Source organism: Acinetobacter sp. YH16032 (assembly GCF_013417345.1).
Lineage (GTDB): Bacteria > Pseudomonadota > Gammaproteobacteria > Pseudomonadales > Moraxellaceae > Acinetobacter.
The window spans coordinates 20,875-38,020 of the sequence record NZ_VPEE01000008.1; the positions used below are offsets into that span (position 1 = coordinate 20,875).

The 17,146-nt window shown below is 39.1% G+C and carries 15 protein-coding genes and 1 riboswitch; of the genes, 6 read left to right on the forward strand and 9 right to left on the reverse strand.

Annotated elements, in window-relative coordinates; translation table 11 throughout:
* Positions 1-113: 113 nt before the first annotated feature.
* From FTV32_RS07100 to FTV32_RS07130, 7 genes are all read right to left on the reverse strand, one after another.
* On the reverse strand, positions 114-1,028 hold the full coding sequence (locus FTV32_RS07100) for an NADP-dependent oxidoreductase (protein WP_180028282.1): 915 nt from the start codon (positions 1,026-1,028) through the stop codon (positions 114-116).
* Positions 1,029-1,219: 191 nt separating this feature from the next.
* Entirely contained in the window at positions 1,220-1,594 is a 375-nt protein-coding gene (locus FTV32_RS07105; RefSeq protein ID WP_180028283.1) for an MmcQ/YjbR family DNA-binding protein, read from the reverse strand.
* 69 nt (positions 1,595-1,663) lie between these two features.
* Positions 1,664-3,109, reverse strand: coding sequence for a YdiU family protein (locus FTV32_RS07110; protein WP_180028284.1), 1,446 nt, complete (start codon positions 3,107-3,109; stop codon positions 1,664-1,666).
* A gap of 148 nt (positions 3,110-3,257) precedes the next feature.
* On the reverse strand, positions 3,258-4,424 hold the full coding sequence (locus FTV32_RS07115) for an acyl-CoA desaturase (RefSeq protein ID WP_035265557.1): 1,167 nt from the start codon (positions 4,422-4,424) through the stop codon (positions 3,258-3,260).
* A gap of 230 nt (positions 4,425-4,654) precedes the next feature.
* The gene (locus FTV32_RS07120; RefSeq protein WP_180028285.1) at positions 4,655-5,368 is read right to left on the reverse strand and encodes a glycerophosphodiester phosphodiesterase; all 714 of its coding nucleotides are present in this window, start codon (positions 5,366-5,368) and stop codon (positions 4,655-4,657) included.
* Between the two features lie 138 nt (positions 5,369-5,506).
* Positions 5,507-6,091, reverse strand: coding sequence for a cob(I)yrinic acid a,c-diamide adenosyltransferase (locus FTV32_RS07125; protein ID WP_180028286.1), 585 nt, complete (start codon positions 6,089-6,091; stop codon positions 5,507-5,509).
* Between the two features lie 96 nt (positions 6,092-6,187).
* Positions 6,188-8,035, reverse strand: coding sequence for a TonB-dependent siderophore receptor (locus FTV32_RS07130; protein WP_180028287.1), 1,848 nt, complete (start codon positions 8,033-8,035; stop codon positions 6,188-6,190).
* Positions 8,036-8,071: 36 nt separating this feature from the next.
* A riboswitch (cobalamin riboswitch) is annotated at positions 8,072-8,288 on the reverse strand.
* A 142-nt stretch (positions 8,289-8,430) separates the two neighbouring features.
* On the opposite strand from FTV32_RS07130, the gene FTV32_RS07135 reads away from it, so the two are divergent.
* From FTV32_RS07135 to FTV32_RS07160, 6 genes are all read left to right on the forward strand, one after another.
* Positions 8,431-9,075: a phosphoribosylanthranilate isomerase gene (locus FTV32_RS07135; RefSeq protein ID WP_092767547.1), complete on the forward strand. Its 645-nt coding sequence runs from the start codon at positions 8,431-8,433 to the stop codon at positions 9,073-9,075.
* Entirely contained in the window at positions 9,056-10,300 is a 1,245-nt protein-coding gene (gene trpB, locus FTV32_RS07140; protein WP_035265544.1) for a tryptophan synthase subunit beta, read from the forward strand. The genes FTV32_RS07135 and trpB overlap by 20 nt, the downstream gene beginning before the upstream one ends.
* A 552-nt stretch (positions 10,301-10,852) precedes the next feature.
* Entirely contained in the window at positions 10,853-11,365 is a 513-nt protein-coding gene (locus tag FTV32_RS07145; RefSeq protein ID WP_180028288.1) for a DUF1543 domain-containing protein, read from the forward strand.
* Positions 11,366-11,595: 230 nt separating this feature from the next.
* On the forward strand, positions 11,596-13,239 hold the full coding sequence (locus FTV32_RS07150) for a nitrite/sulfite reductase (protein WP_180028289.1): 1,644 nt from the start codon (positions 11,596-11,598) through the stop codon (positions 13,237-13,239).
* On the forward strand, positions 13,232-13,717 hold the full coding sequence (locus tag FTV32_RS07155; protein ID WP_035265541.1) for a DUF934 domain-containing protein: 486 nt from the start codon (positions 13,232-13,234) through the stop codon (positions 13,715-13,717). The genes FTV32_RS07150 and FTV32_RS07155 overlap by 8 nt, the downstream gene beginning before the upstream one ends.
* A 401-nt stretch (positions 13,718-14,118) precedes the next feature.
* On the forward strand, positions 14,119-15,105 hold the full coding sequence (locus FTV32_RS07160) for a diaminopimelate dehydrogenase (protein WP_035265540.1): 987 nt from the start codon (positions 14,119-14,121) through the stop codon (positions 15,103-15,105).
* Between the two features lie 161 nt (positions 15,106-15,266).
* Here FTV32_RS07160 and FTV32_RS07165 read toward each other — a convergent pair whose 3' ends face one another.
* Together FTV32_RS07165 and FTV32_RS07170 are read right to left on the reverse strand one after the other, a co-directional pair.
* Positions 15,267-16,442 (reverse strand): acetyl-CoA C-acyltransferase, encoded by a 1,176-nt coding sequence (locus tag FTV32_RS07165; protein ID WP_035265538.1) that lies wholly within the window; start codon positions 16,440-16,442, stop codon positions 15,267-15,269.
* 101 nt (positions 16,443-16,543) lie between these two features.
* Positions 16,544-17,074, reverse strand: a complete 531-nt coding sequence (locus FTV32_RS07170; protein WP_035265536.1) for a GspH/FimT family pseudopilin — start codon at positions 17,072-17,074, stop codon at positions 16,544-16,546.
* Between the last annotated feature and the right edge of the window lie 72 nt (positions 17,075-17,146).

Here is a 17,146-nt window from a genome sequence, read left to right on the forward strand (position 1 = left end):
AAGAACAATAAATAAACTAATCATAAGTTATCTATAACGAAGATGAGCAGTTTTATGATCATCTTCGTGTTTATAAAAATGTGTAGTTAAAAAAAATTAAATCAGATGGATCACTAGATTTTTACGATGATTTTACCGGTGACATGACCAAATTCACTTTTATTATGTGCTTTTGCCATGTCATGGAATTCAAAAACTTCATCAATTATAGGTTGGATATGCCCCCCTAAAATAAGGTCGTGAATTTCATCACTGTGGTTTTCCAAAACATCAACTGCGAAAATAAATTTTCGATCAAATTTACTTTTGGAAAAATGGGCAGATTCATCACCGAGTAAAGAGACAAGCAAGCCTTGTTGCTTGAGAAGCTCCCAAGATTCGATTTGTGTTTTAGCTCCAATACTATCCAAAATGAGGTCATATCTTTCTTGTATCTGATCCAATGAAGTATTGGTGTAATCAATGACGTGATTTGCTCCTAAGCTTTTAACGAATTCAATTTTTTTGGGTGAAACGGTTGTTGTAATATCCGCACCAAGATATTTTTCAATTTGAATTGCAGCAATTCCGACACCCCCAGCACCAGCGTGAATCAATACTTTCTGTCCTTTTTTTAATTTGCCTAATGTCACCAAAACATTATAAGCAACCTGTGTATTTGTAGGTAAAGCAGCCGCTTGTTCAAAACTCATAGATTCTGGAATATGGTGAGCTTGAGAGACATCCATGGAAACGAACTTGGCATAGGCATGATCTGCTTTACCATACACACGATCACCGACTCGAATGTTTTTTACATGGGCAGGAACTTGCTTTACAACCCCAGCAATTTCAAGGCCTAGAATGTTTGGGAACTCAAGCGGAAATAAGTCTTGGAATAGACCATTTCTTAATTTCCAATCGAAAGGATTAATTCCAATTGCTTTGTTCTCAATGAGTAGTTGATCTGTTGATGGTGTAGGTTCAGGAATTTGAGTGATTTCTAAGACATCTGCATCACCGTATTGTTTTATTTGAATTGCTTTCATGTATATTTTCAACAAATGGAAGAAGAGAAGAAAATCTTAAAATTGATCAGTGAGGGGTTACAGATTCAATTTTGAAAAAGACTGTTCTATGAATTGCTTAAAAAGATGAACTTTTATTCAAATGTGTGAAAAAAATGAGTGGATAAAATGTATCGTGAAGCACGATAGGCATGGATCGTTGCGCAATATCGTTATTCTGCAATTGAACCTAAAAGTGCAATTCTTTTTTGATCTATTTTTCTAAGCTTCGATATCACAAGATTATAGGAGTTAGAGATCAAATCTTTGAGAAGCTCTTCATCCAATTCAGATTCATCATAGATTGAAACCCAGTGTCGTTTATTCATGTGCCATCCAGATCGAATATAAGGATAAATATCTTTCAACATATGTCCATGATCTGGTTCAACTTTTAAATTAATCGCAGCTTTGCCTTGTAAATGAAATGCGAGCAAAAAGATTTTATCCATAATTTTATAAACATCACATCCCTCACCAAACGGTTGACTGACAGTGACTTCAGGAAGTTTTAAAGCTTGTGATGCTGCCAATTGATGTAAATGCATAGTCAAAACGAATGGGTATTGTGGATAATGATTAAATTATCCACAGAATGAGAGAGGTCTGTGAATAACTTATGATGAACAACTGACTTGAATTTCAGGGACGTCGCTAGCTAAAGGGCCTAAGTCTTCTGGTTGTTCAAGATGTTCTTGTTTGGTGTATGGTGTTTGAAGAAGTTTGAACAAGCGATCAACTTCAGAGAAATCATCACGTTCAGCAAGTTCAATTGCTTTCTGTGCCATATGGTTTCGTAGAACGTAGTGTGGATTGGCTGTTAACATCGCTTGATCGAGATCGTCAGTGTCTTGATTTTCCCGTATTGAGAGATATTGGTGAAGAAACCGCTCAAATGCGATACGATCAAGGCAATCATCTTTGATTTGTTCATACGCTTTATTCTGTAAACGAATAAAACTTTGGGTGTAATCAAGTTGTTCTGTTTGTAAAATATGTAGAAAAGCCATACCACAATCAAAGCTATCTTTATGAAAACTTGGTAATCCCATTTTTTGACTTAAACCAAGTTTATAGTGTTCCAGGAACGTTGGTTCATAGTGTTCTAAACAGTAAGACAAGTCTTGTTTCCATTGCTCTCGATCATAATTTTCAGGACAAAGATGAATGAGACTATTTAACCAAGTCCATAAATTCCAGTGCCCGATACTCGGTTGGTTCTGATACGTATAGCGTCCTTGGTAATCAGAATGATTGTTGATCCAATTAGGACGGAAACGCTCCATAAAACCATAAGGTCCGAAATCTAAAGTTGAGCCGGTAATATTCAGGTTGTCAGTATTCATGACCCCGTGCGCAAAACCAATCAGTTGCCACTTGGCGATCATGATCGCAGTACGTTGAATGACTTGAGTTGCAAAAGAAAGAACAGGTTGCTCTGTCTCCAAACATTCAGGGTAGTGCCATTCAATGCACTTTTGCGTAAATTCTTGCAGTAGATCTGGCTGAAATTGATTAATCCATTCAAAGTGACCCAAGCGAATATGTGTCTCGCACGTACGCAACATCATCGCGCCACGTTCAAGTTTTTCTCGTTGTACACCTTGATCTGATGACACAAAACCAATCGCATTACTGGATTGAACACCTAGGGCATTGAGGGCGTGTCCAGCCAAATATTCACGAATAATGGAACGTAACACTGCACGACCATCGCCTCTCCGAGAATAGGGGGTAGAGCCAGCACCTTTAAGATGTAAATCGACCGTGTTGTTATTTTGATCTAGAATTTGAGCAATGAGTAAACCGCGACCGTCACCAAGCTGTCCAGCCCATTGTCCAAATTGGTGACCCGCGTATACCATCGCCAAAGGTTCAAACTCAGCAAAAGTTTTTTGCCCGCTACAGATTTCTACCCAGTTCATTTTATCTTCTTGAGTCCACAGTAACTCATCTGCAAGTGCTTCATTAAAATGACCAGGTTTAGCCCCTTTTAGAGGAAGAGGTTGTTGATGATGATACAGTCGAGCGGGTAGTGTGTTATAGCGACAATTGAACTGCATATAATTTTTCAAAATGTGATGAACAACTTTGACTATAGCAAAATTCAATACATAAAACTGTGATTGCTACAATGGAAATGGTATCGAAAAAATAAAAAAAGCCCCGATCAACGGAGCTTTGGAGTAACTGAAGAGTCTCTTGAATGAGTTATTCAGATACTGGTGATTTCTTTAAATTACGAACCAATAAGTTCAATGTCTCTCTATGATGAGATAAACGTTGTTCAACCAATTGGAATTCAACTTTCAGTTTACTATCCATTAGGTGAATTTTTTCAGCAACAGCTGCTTTTTTGGCATTAATTTCTTGCTCTTTAAGCTTCGCCCAATCATTTAGAGTTTGTGTAAATGCTTCATATTCTTGAGCAATTTTTGTTTTAACTGTCACGATATCATCATTCACGTTATGGCCGTAAACAGCGAGATCTTGTTGGGCATATTTAAACTTCATTGCAAGCTCAGCTTTTTTAATATTAAAACTTGGAATACGTCGTAAGTTTTTTGCGAGCCCTAGTTTTGAACACGTCCAGATCAACCATTTAGTTGGATCGTACTGCCACCATTTTACGCCATTGCGATAGTCGTATTGGAAGATATGATGGTAGTTATGATAACCCTCACCCCAAGTCGCAATAGCAAGAACAAAGTTGTCACGTGCAGTATTTTCATCTGTGTACGGACGTTTGCCCCACATATGGCATAGCGAGTTGATAAAGAAGGTCACATGATGGCTTAAAATTAAGCGCATTAAACCACCCAACAATAACACTCCCCAGACATCACCAACTGCCCATCCAATAGGAAGAAGAATAGCGGCATGAACGACAATCACGAGAGGGATGTAATATTTATCTTGGAACATGACAATTTTGTCAGCCAATAAATCAGGGGCGTTTTTGTAATTTGCTTCAGCTGCTGGATAGTTGCGTAGCATCCAACCGATGTGCGCGTACCAGAAGCCATTGTTAATTGAGTAGGGATCTTTTTCTACATCATCAACATGACGATGATGGGTACGGTGACCTGAGGCCCAATACAAAATGCTGTTTTGTACAGCAAAGGTTCCCATAATCATTAAAATGATTTTGAGTGGTACAGTCGCTTCATAAGCACGATGTGCCCATAAGCGGTGATAACCTGCGGTAATGCCAAGACTGCTCAGACCCAACAGCGCAAACATGCTGATCCACGCAGCAAGCGAGAAATCATGATGATAAGCATAAAGTGGAATCGCAATAACGGCGACAATAGGTAAAAACACCAATGCAAATACTGCAATCCAGTTGATTGGGGCTTTGGGTAGGGGAGCATTCATCTCCAACAGCACTCCTAGAACCTTTAATAGGTTAAAACTAAATCCACTCACAAATTTGTGAGGTTAGACTCGTTAATACTAACATGGGCGAACATGTGTTCACTAGCATTATTGTACAGTTGTATTGTTTAAACCGTAACAGAATACATCATTGTATAAATTCGACTTTGGACGAATTTCAAAAAATAAATTAGAAAAAATAATCAAATAAGTTTTTGAATTTGAAAATATTATAGGTGAGACATCATTAACTTGGGATAATCAGTAATTAAGCCTTGAACTCCTAAATCCTTAAGCTGTTTAGCACGATCTATATGATTGACTGTCCAAATACTAATATTTAAATTTGCGGAAAGTGTGGAGGCAATGATCTCATTTGTAGCAAGTTCGTTCATCCAACCAATTTGACAACATTCAAATTTCAAAGCTTGATCAATGGCTGCATGCTTTATATCGGTTTCAACCAGTAATCCACGCTTAAACCTTGATTTTTGCTGTTGAAGGGCTTGATGAATTTTAGGATCGAAACTGGTGATAATGGCTGAATCTTCAAAGCCAATTAATTGTTGATCTAAGGCTTCGACAATCTTTTCTGCGGCCTTCATCGATTCAACAGCTTTGACCTCAACTTCAATATGATTAAAATTATGAATAATTTTGAGGGTTTGATCGAGTAGAGGCGTAGCTTCGACTTTATTCCATTCAGACCACGTTACGGCATGATTATACTGCGCTAAATCTTGCTCATCACATTCGTATAAATGTTTAGCTTGGCCTGTAGTACGAATAAAGTCATCATCATGCATCACGATCAGAGCATTATCTTTGAGTTGACGAACGTCAAATTCTACAGCGCGGATACCAATATCTTGAATATATTGAAATCCACCGAGGGTGTTTTCAGGTGCTTCCCCACGCGCACCACGATGACCAATTATTTTCATAAAACACCCTGAAATTTCAGGGTGATTTTAGTGCTAAATTATGAATGAAATATGACGATTTTTAATCAAAATTTTGATTAAAAAAGCATTTTAAGTGGATGGGGCAATCAACATGCAGACCTTTTTACACTTTTAAGGTCAGGCCTCAATCGTCTCATTGATATTCTTTTGCCAAAGCACTTCTGAGCCACCTTCAGCACGTTGTAAGGTACGAGATGCGACGAATAACCAATCAGATAAGCGGTTCAAAAGTTGCAATGATGTAGCTTGGATATTTTGATCACGTTGATGGACAGACATCACGCTGCGTTCAGCTCTACGGCAGACAGCACGTGCTTGATGTGTAAAGCTACAGACCAAAGTTCCTGCAGGAAGGATAAAATCCTTGAGCATGGGTAATGCTTCGTTCATACGATCAATATCATTTTCTAAAAATTCAATAGATACTGGTTGAACCAAGTTAAATCCAGGAATGCAGACTTCACCGCCTAAATCGAATAACCAGTGTTGTATCAGACTGAGTGATTTATCCCATTGAGTTTTGTTTTCAATGCTGCTTAAAACAATGTGCGAACGTAATACACCAATGGTCGCATTGAGTTCATCGACATCACCTAACGCATCGATACGTAAATCATCTTTAGGTACACGTGAACCATCGCCTAGTCCGGTAGTGCCCGTATCTCCCGTGCGGGTGTAAATTTTACTTAAACGGTGTCCCATGTTATTTCCTTAATATTTAGATATCGCAATTTAAAAAGGATAATGCCACAGCTGTGACATTATCCTCAAAAAGTATTTAGCTATAGGTTGATGAAATTAGTACTTGAACGTAACACCAACGGAAGCTTGGCGACCACCATTGATGTAATAAATACCATTGCCACTAGAGTATTCAGTTTCATATTGAACATCACCAATATTTTCAATATTAGTGAATAGTTTAATATTGGGGTTTATATTCCAGTAAGCATTTACATCGATGGTTGCATAACCAGGATTATTGTATTGAGTGCTGTAACTTTTAGACTTAGAGCTACCAACTATAGAAGTGCTAATTCCGTAAACCTCATTTTGTAAGCCTGCTGATAGTGTTGCTTTTTGACGAGGGCGCTTTTGCAAATCTTCATCTGTTTCTGAGTTTTTTGCTTGCATATAAGCGTAAGAAGCATTTAAGAATAAATCATCTGTATTCCATTTATAAGAAACTTCACCACCTGTAAATTTAGACTTATTTACATTTATGAGGGTGCTATTTTTTGAAGTAATCAGATTGTCTACTTCATTACGATATACAGATAAAGAAATTAAAGAGTTTTCTGTAACTTTCTGATCTAAACCAACTTCATATGAAAAGCCTTCTTCAGGTTTTAGGTTTGGGTTGCCACCCCAATTTTTTGCATATAAATCATTCATACTTGGTGCTCTAAATGAGCTACCAATATTGGTATAGATACTTGTAGATGGGCTAAAGTGATATCTTACAGCCCCTTGACCAACGGTATGTGAGCCGAAACGTTCATCATCTTCTAAGCGAATGCCAAATTGCGCATCGATATTATTTGCTTGGTATTGATGTTGAGCAAAATAGCCTGTGCTGTTGTTTTTACGACTATATTCAACATCATACATAGGATCCCAATCACTTTTAGATAAAATATCTGCTTCAATATTTTTATGAGTTACCCCCATTAGAATATTTTGAGAAGGTGTGAATTGCCATTTTCCATAAACTTCAGTTTCTTTAGAGGTATTGTGAACAAAGTCAGGCTTGTCCATTTGGTCTAAATCATCTTTAAACTGTGATAAACGGGCATTTAATTCAAGATCTGATGTGATTTTAACCTTACCCTTTAAGTTCACAATTTCATTTTGAAAATCTTGTGAAACTAAATTGCCGTTTAAGTTGTAAGCACCATTTCCTTCATTTTGGCTGTAATCTAAAGATGCAGAAAAAGCTTCTTTGTCGACACCAAATTTTGCGCTGTATCCTTTTTGATCATATGCATATTTTTGATTACTGTTGCTTAATACTTCAGTGCCATCAGATTCTAAACGTTGACCGCGAATTTGTGTATACAAACCATTTTCAGCAAAGTCGGCACCTACAATTGATTTATAAGTTTTGTTTTCACCAATTTCGCCTGTAACAAATGCACCTGTTTTTACCGGTGTTTTAGATACAAGTTGTATGACACCACCAATAGCATCAGTACCATAAAGTACAGATGCCGGTCCTTTAAGAACTTCAATTTGCTTCAGGTCTGTTGTGTCAATAAATTGAATTGATGCCGAACCCTGAGAGGGTGTATTTAAACGAACACCATCACGCATGACTAAAGTATGGTCAGACTCAGTTCCACGTAAAAAAATAGAAGCTTGCTGTCCATATCCGCCAGTCTGAACCATATTGATTGATGCATCATTAATTAATAAGTGAGGTAAAGATACAATAGGGGATTGATCTAAAACTTTAGGCTCAATAATTGAAATCCGCGCAGGCACATTTTCAATATTTTGTTCACTACGAGAAGCTGTAACCACAATCGTGCTTAAAGAAGATTTTGCAGAAGTTTGAGCTTCAGTCGTTGCTGTTACAGACGTTGAAAAACCCATCGCAATAGCGATTGCACCAACCAAAGCTGTTGGTTGACATTGAATAGACATAACGTGCTCCATACATTCACTTCCCCGTGAATGATTGAGTGGAAGAACACAACAAGCAGGTATCCGGACTCAAATGTAGTAACTGGATTACTTACATTTCCACCTTCCCACATATGACATGCAGTGGTGTAAATCTCTAAAAATCAGAAATCTATTGAGAAATGCTTTTCATTTTTTACCGTTGCGGGGGCAGTGTTGGATTTTCACCAACTTCCCTAAAGCGATTGCTTTGACTTGTTGCAATTTGAGCGCAGTATAAAGAGCGCTTCTCATTTAAACAATCTTCACACCGAATATTCTGAGTGAACTTTACGCAAGATGAAAAAATTGCTTTACAATGAAGCGCCCAAAAATGATAGATCGGCTATGATGAGGGTGGATTAGAGCTAGAATAGATGCGAACTCGTGCAAAAATATGTGGGATTACCCGATTAGAAGATGTCCAAGCTGTTGTGCAAGCTGGTGCGGATGCAATAGGACTTGTGTTTTTTCCACCAAGTCCAAGACACGTAGATGTTGAGCAAGCAGCACTGTTGGTTCAAGCGATTCCTGCTTATATTCAATCAGTTGGATTATTTGTTAATAGTTCAGCCGAAGAGATCCAAAACATACTTAAAAAAGTCCCTTTAGATATTTTGCAGTTTCATGGCGATGAAAGTCCAGAACAGTGCAAACAAATTGCTCAAGCAGTGGGTCGCCGCTGGTATAAAGCAATTCAAGTAAAACCAGAACTAGATATCGTTGAAGAAATCAATAAATATCAAAAGTTTGGTGCGAGTGCTGTGTTGTTGGATGCATGGCATCCAGATTTAAAGGGCGGAACAGGCCACAGCTTTGATTGGACAACATTTCCAAAATTAAATATTCCATTGATCTTGGCAGGAGGACTAAACCCTGACAATATCGAGCAAGCAATTCTTACAACACAAGCATATGCTGTGGATGTGAGCGGCGGTGTAGAGTCCGCAAAAGGTATAAAAGACCAACAACTCGTAGAACGCTTTATGCAAGGAGTCCATCGTGGATCAGCAAACCGTTAATCAACAAGATCAAGTGATTGACTATACCCAATACCCTGATGCAAAAGGGCATTTCGGTATCCATGGCGGACGTTTTGTGTCAGAAACTCTAATGGCTGCACTAGAAGATCTAGAGCAACTGTATTTCCGAATGAAAAATGACGAACAGTTTTTGGCAGAATTCGACCGTGACCTCGCTTTTTATGTAGGTCGTCCAAGTCCGCTTTATTATGCTGAGCGATGGTCAAAGGAGTTGGGTGGTGCACAAATCTATCTAAAACGAGAAGACTTGAACCATACTGGCTCCCATAAAGTAAATAACACGATTGGTCAGGCTTTGCTGGCAAAGTTATCAGGCAAAAAACGTATTATTGCTGAGACTGGTGCAGGTCAACATGGTGTGGCAACAGCGACCATCGCAGCGCGTTTAGGGCTTGAATGTGTTGTATACATGGGTGCAGATGATGTGAAACGCCAAGCGATGAATGTATATCGTATGCGTTTATTGGGCGCGACTGTTGTTCCTGTCGAAAGTGGTTCTAAAACATTAAAAGATGCCATGAACGAAGCCATGCGTGATTGGGTAACAAATGTCGATTCTACTTATTACGTGATTGGTACAGTTGCAGGTCCACATCCATATCCTCAATTGGTACGTGATTTCCAATCGATCATTGGTCGTGAAGCTCGCCGCCAAATTCAAGAGCAAGCAGGTCGTCTACCAGATGCACTGGTTGCTTGTGTCGGCGGTGGTTCAAATGCGATGGGCTTGTTCTATCCATTCCTGAATGATCAAGATGTGAAAATGTACGGTGTCGAAGCTGCTGGTTACGGTATTGAAACTGGTAAACACTCTGCTCCATTAAATGCTGGTCATGTTGGTGTGCTGCATGGTAACCGCACTTATCTGATGTCGGATGCACAAGGTCAGATTATTGAAACACACTCAATTTCAGCAGGTTTGGATTATCCTGGTGTAGGTCCAGAGCATAGCTTCTTAAAAGATATGAAGCGTGTTGAGTATGTTCCAATTAATGACAATGAAGCATTACAAGGCTTCCGCGACTTAACTAAGATTGAAGGTATTATTCCTGCACTTGAAAGTTCGCATGCGATGGCATATGTGACTAAGTTGGCTCCAACGATGTCTAAAGATCAAATTATTATTGCGACGGTTTCAGGTCGTGGTGATAAAGACTTAATGACAGTTGCACGCATTGATGGCGTGGAAATGGTAGAAATGTAATTCACCCTTTAAGCCTCTCCCTTTGGAATGAGAAGCACTGCTTTGTAAGGGGAGAGGTGCTATTTAGAAAATCGCATTTAAGCCATTGGATGCGATTTTTTTATGCGCTCTAGAAAAGCTAAAATATTTTCCTAAAATTTGATTTTTGGATCGGTGACATGGATGTCGTCTGTATTTCTGTGATACAGGCAAGTATCATCAGAAATACAAAATGATTTTGTTACTTTTACCGAAAAAAAGTAAGGCAGTTTGGAGTGTGAATCTATTTGAGATTCAGATTTGAAGAGCTATTTCATGGACTTACTTTTACGTTACTTTGGAAAAGCCCAAAGTAACCGAAGGCTTTCTGTTGAGCAGATATTACATTCTTGTAATACTGCTCAACGGGGGACATCCATGTCGCCACCACGTATCCATTATCGTTGAATTGGTCAGGTTAATCTTTAAACCCTGTATAAAAATCAGTAACACAGCCAATCCATTCTTTTCAGTAGTGGCAAATCCAAATTCAGGTATGATTAATGGTCTTGTCAAAGCCAAAGGAAATCAACCATGCCAAGCCTATTTCTTGTAATGCTCGGTGGTCGTCATGCACGTGCCAATACTGAAGTGCATGATGTGGTTTTGGCTGTTGGGGATTCACTAGAAGAAGTCTATCCTCAACTCAAAAATGCTTGGTTTGGTGAGCAGAAAGGCTTACATATTGATGCGTGGGCGAAGGTAAATGGAGTGGAATATAATGAGCAGCAATTCCAAATCCATTTTACAGATGCAGCTCCTAATGAAAACGAAATGAAACTCTGGTTGATTAATTTAGGTGGGTACCACGTTAATGAGTTCGGAGAGTTACATCGTTATGTATTAGTACCAGCTTTAAATACTGCATCGGCTAAAGAGCGTGGAAAATCATTCTTTGGAAAAGATTGGCAAAAACAGCATACAGATCGGGTTTTGGACGTTGATGATTGTATTGCCATTGATAATGTGCATGGTCGTTATGTGCAATTGATTGAGGGTCAATTTAAAGAAGGGTACTGGGAAAATACATACATCACGATCGGATAATTTTTAATAAAGAACAAATTTACTATCTATATGAATTTATGTGCTAAGAATAGTTAAATAACATCTTTATGTGGAATAAGTGCTGGAATCCAGAGCTGGTCTATATATCAGTGATTCGAGTGATTACATATCAATAAAACCGCTATTAAATATGTAAAAAACGCATTTTATTGATAGATGAATAAAAGCTATGCTGTGCTTCGTTAAAATTAAACTACTAGCTGTACGCCATGTATTTATATACTGATTTCGATCAGCAACTGATCAATGAACGTGTTGCACAATTCCGTGATCAAACGGAACGTTATTTAGCTGGAAAGCTTACTGAAGATGAATATCGTCCATTACGTTTACAAAATGGATTATATGTTCAGCGTTATGCGCCGATGCTTCGCGTCGCTGTACCTTATGGTTTGATGAACTCTAAACAGCTTCGTAAAATTGCTGAACTCGCTAAAGCGTATGACCGTGGTTATGCACACGTTTCTACTCGTCAAAACTTTCAATTTAACTGGCCAGCATTAGAAAATGTGCCAGACATGTTGCAAGAGTTGGCATCAGTTCAAATGCATGCGATTCAAACATCTGGTAACTGTATTCGTAATACAACAACAGACCAATATGCAGGTGTCGTTGCTGGTGAAATTGAAGATCCAAGACCGACATGCGAATTGATTCGTCAGTGGTCAACTTTCCATCCAGAATTTGCATTCTTGCCACGTAAGTTCAAGATCGCAGTTTCTGCACTTGCTGAAATCGACCGCGCTGCAACAGCATTTCATGATATCGGAGTGTATATCGTTCGCAATGAGGCGGGTGAAATGGGCTATAAAATCATGGTTGGCGGTGGTTTAGGTCGTACACCGATCATTGGTGCTGTGATCAAAGAGTGGTTGCCACGTGAAGACCTTATTGCTTACTTAGAAGCAGTGCTTCGTGTGTATAACTTACACGGTCGTCGTGATAACAAATATAAAGCTCGTATCAAAATCTTGGTAAAAGCTTTAACACCTGAGGTTTTTGCTGAAAAAGTTGAAGCTGAATTTGCACATACGATTAAAACTTTAAAAGTTGATGCAGACACTCTAGCGAAAATGGACCAGAACTTCAAACCATTTGCGTACCAAGATTATGCAGATGAAGACTTCTCAGCACTGTTTGCTGCACATCCGAAATTCAAACAGTGGTTTAACATCAATACCAATGCACACAAAGTGAAAGGTTACCGCATCGTAACAATTTCATTGAAACGTGCAGGCGTTGCACCGGGTGACGTGACCACTGAAGAAATGAACTTGATTGCTGATCTTGCAGATAAGTACACTTTTGGTGAATTGCGTACCACGCATGAGCAAAACATTGCCCTTGTCGATGTACCGCAAAAAGATTTATTTGAGCTTTGGACGATTCTTGAAAAGAATAACTTGGCTCGCGCGCACATTGGTTTCTTAACCGATATTATCTGCTGTCCAGGTGGTGATTTCTGTTCATTGGCAAATGCGAAATCCATTCCGATTTCTGAAGCGATTTCACGCCGTTTTGATGATCTAGATACAATTTACAACTTAGGTAAATTGGACTTGAACATTTCAGGTTGTATGAATGCCTGTGGTCATCACCATGTGGGTAATATTGGTATTTTAGGTGTCGATAAGAAAGGCGCAGAATTCTACCAAATTACATTGGGTGGTAATGCAGACCATGATGCATCGATTGGTGACATCTTAGGACCATCATTTGCTGCTGAAAAAGTACCAGATGTGGTGGAAGAAATTTTGAACACTTATCTTGATTTACGTCAAGAAGGTGAAGAGTTCATTGATACTTACCGTCGTGTAGGAATTCAACCATTTAAGGAGCGTGCATATGCTTAATACCGCACTACAAGTGCTCTCTAAGAATGGCACGATTGCAGACAATACTTATCAACTGATTGGTGAAGATGGCGTATTGCCACAAGGTGATGTGGTTTTAACGGTGGAGCAGTTAGACCAGCTTGCCAATGTTTCAGGTAAAAAAGCACTTTACCTAACCGTAGATGCCTCACCTGAAAATAATGAATTCCCACTTGATCAGCTTGATGCAATTTTTATTGAGTTTGCAGGTTTTAATGATGGTCGTGGGTATTCATTTGCCGCATTGTTACGTCGCCAAGGCTTCCAAGGCGAACTTCGTGCAACAGGTGATGTATTCAAAGACGTGTTGAACTACATGAAGCGTGCTGGTTTCGATACTTTCGTGATTAAAGAAGGTAAAGACATTGCAGAAGCAGCGGCAGGTTTAAACGACTTTACTCAACCTTATCAAGCGTCGACTGCTGTACCAAAACCAAATTATCAAACGGGTGCTTAATTTTATTAAGTGATAAAAAAGCTGAACTTAGGTTCAGCTTTTTTTATTTAATGGAAACAAGATTTAGGTATTCATAGTTCAGCCTAAGCGCTATTCAAAATGACACATAGAAGGTCAAAGTTTAATCATATGTCTATTTAGAGCAGAATTTTTTAATTCATTCAGAAATATATAGCGACAAAGCCTTTAGTGCAGCGGTTTTTTATATGATTCAATTGATCGATTAAAACTGATTTAAATGATAAATTTGCTCCAAAAAAGTGCAGTTTATTGTAGTATGTTAGTATTCATTTGATCATTTTTGGTGCGGGTTTTTCTCCATTCAATCAGACTGTTTTGCGGTATATGTTTAGTACTCAGTCTAGTGATCTTGCCATCATTTAAATAGTGAAGCAGTTGTTATGCAAAATTTGATTCGTATTGGTATTGTCGGTTATGGCAACCTCGGTCGTGGCGTTGAAACGTCAATTCACAAGAACCCAGATTTAGAGCTTGTGGGAATTTTTACACGCCGTGCACCTGAATCAGTGTCTCCTTGCTTTAGTGACACGAAAGTTTTTCATATGGATGACTTAAATGACCGTCAGGACAAAATTGATGTGTTGATCTTATGTGGTGGATCTAAAGATGATCTTCCAAAACAAACACCTGAATTGGCAAGTAAATTCAACACAGTAGATAGTTTTGATACGCATGCACGTATTCCTGAGTTTTTTGAAGCAGTGAATGAGCGTGCACTTACTAACAAAAAAACGGCAATGATTTCGATTGGTTGGGATCCAGGCATGTTCTCAATTAATCGTTTATTTGGTGAGGCATTACTACCAGATGGTGAAACCTATACTTTCTGGGGTAAAGGTTTGAGCCAAGGTCACTCAGATGCGATTCGCCGTGTGGCAGGTGTTAAAGCAGGTGTCCAATATACAATTCCATCACAAGATGCGATTGATAAAGTTCGTAGTGGTTCACGTCCTATATTAACCACTAAAGAAAAACATACTCGTGAATGTTATGTTGTGCTTGAAAATGGTGCTGACGCTGAAGCCGTAAAGCAGGCGATTGTGACCATGCCAGACTATTTTGCAGAGTACAACACGACTGTGAACTTCATTGATGAAGAAACGCTTCGTAACGAGCATAATCGTATGCCCCACGGTGGATTTGTCATTCGCAGTGGTCATAGTAGTGCAGAGCAGACTCAAGTAATGGAGTTTTCGTTGAAATTAGATAGCAATCCTGAGTTTACTGCAAGTGTACTTGTGGCTTATGCACGTGCATGCTACCGCATGAATCAAATGGGTCAATATGGCGCGAAAACTGTATTTGACGTTGCACCAGGCTTATTGTCAATGAAATCTCCAGAGCAACTTCGTAAAGAAATTCTTTAAGTCTAATAATTCAAAGTTATGCTTTGAATTGAGATTATAAAAAAGCCTCTAGCTAAGTAGAGGCTTTTTGATTTCCCCTCCTTTAGTCAAGGAGGGGTTAGGGGGGAGATGATTTAAATCTCCCCCAAGCCCCTCTTTGAAAAAGAGGGGCTTTAAAAGCTTTAGATTAACTCAATCGCTACTGCAGTTGCTTCGCCACCACCGATACAAAGCGCAGCAATACCACGTTTACCACCTGTGCGTTTAAGTGCATGGATTAACGTTAAAATAATCCGTGAACCTGTAGATCCTACTGGATGTCCTAAAGCACATGCTCCGCCGTTGATATTTACTTTTTCAGGGTCAAGTTTGAACTCATCAATAGGACACATCGTGACCATTGCAAAAGCTTCATTGATTTCCCAAAGGTCGACCTCTGCGACATTCCAACCTGTTTTATCGAGAACCTTTTGGATTGCACCCACTGGTGCAATCGTAAATTCAGATGGATGTTGTGAATTAGACGCATATGCCACAATTTTGGCTAAAGGATTTAAACCCTTTGCATGTGCTTGCTCAGATGAGCTGATAACCAAGGCTGAAGCACCATCAGAGATCGAGCTGGCATTGGCAGCAGTGATCGTACCATCTTTAGCAAAAGCTGGGCGAAGTGTTGGGATTTTATCGATGTTTGCGTTAAAAGGTTGCTCATCTTTATCTACAACGACATCTCCTTTACGAGTTGACACAGTAACAGGGACGATTTCATCCTTGAAGTAGCCTTCAGTAATCGCAGTTTGAGCACGCTTTAATGAACGTATTGCAAAGTCATCCATTTGCTCACGGGTATAGCCTTTAGTATTGGCCATATCTTGAGCAAATGAGCCCATCAAACGACCCGTTTCAGCATCTTCTAAACCATCGAAGAACATATGATCTTTGATTTCACCATGACCCATGCGGTAACCACCACGTGCTTTAGGTAAGATGTAAGGAGCGTTGGTCATAGACTCCATACCGCCTGCAACCACAAAATTTGCTGAACCAGCTTTAATCATATCAGCTGCTTGCATCACAGCTTTCATGCCTGACCCACATAATTTATTGATTGTCACTGCACCTGTCGAGTCAGGTAGTCCAGCTTTGCGCATGGCTTGGCGAGCAGGGCCTTGTTTTAAACCTGCAGGCAAAACGCAACCCATAATGACTTCTTCAATGTCTGCTGGCTGCAAACCCGAGCGTGAGATAGCCTCTTTAATGGTCACTGCACCCAGTTCTGGTGCAGTCACACTTGATAAACTTCCCTGAAAGCCGCCCATTGCTGTACGTGCACCATTAAGGATGACGATATCAGTCATTATTCTCTCCAATTTATTTAGCTTTGTTTTACAGCTTGAGTATATGTAATATCAGTACAATTAATATTGACTATAACGTGATAAATGTGACTGATAAGTTGTCATTCACATGTTTTAGCTTCTTCAAGACGAGTCTGTCCCATCATTGAAAGTCTAACGATTAGATTTGATTTATTTGAATGTGCACAGTATTTGAAATGTCCCATTGATCCACGTGGTAAACCAGAGTCTGGTTGGAAGGTGATCGTATTCTTGCTGGTAACTCCACCTTTCCAACTGAAATCACCATATTGGTAATCTGTCGAAGTTGCTTGAATAAGCTTTTCGTGAGGATCGAATTCTTGATTGTGATTCTGATCTAGAAAGATGATAAACCCTTTATGCCATTGACTGTTCGTACACGATTTTAAATCTTGAGAAGCACAGATAATCACAGGGCTTCGGTAACTTACAGCATTGGCTTTAGCTTGGCTGATAGCCTGCCGTACCGTGCTAAGAATTTGCGCCCTTTCTTGATTTTCACGAAATTCATGATAATGAGGGAGTGCTATCATCACAAGAATACTAATAATGACGATCGTGAAAATGAGTTCTAAAAGGGTAAAAGCAAGAGATTTACAATAGGAATACATTTTAAAGCTTCTAGTATTTGTTAATTATTTGAATTTATAGATAATCTTGGTGAAGTTATATTATAAGCTGAA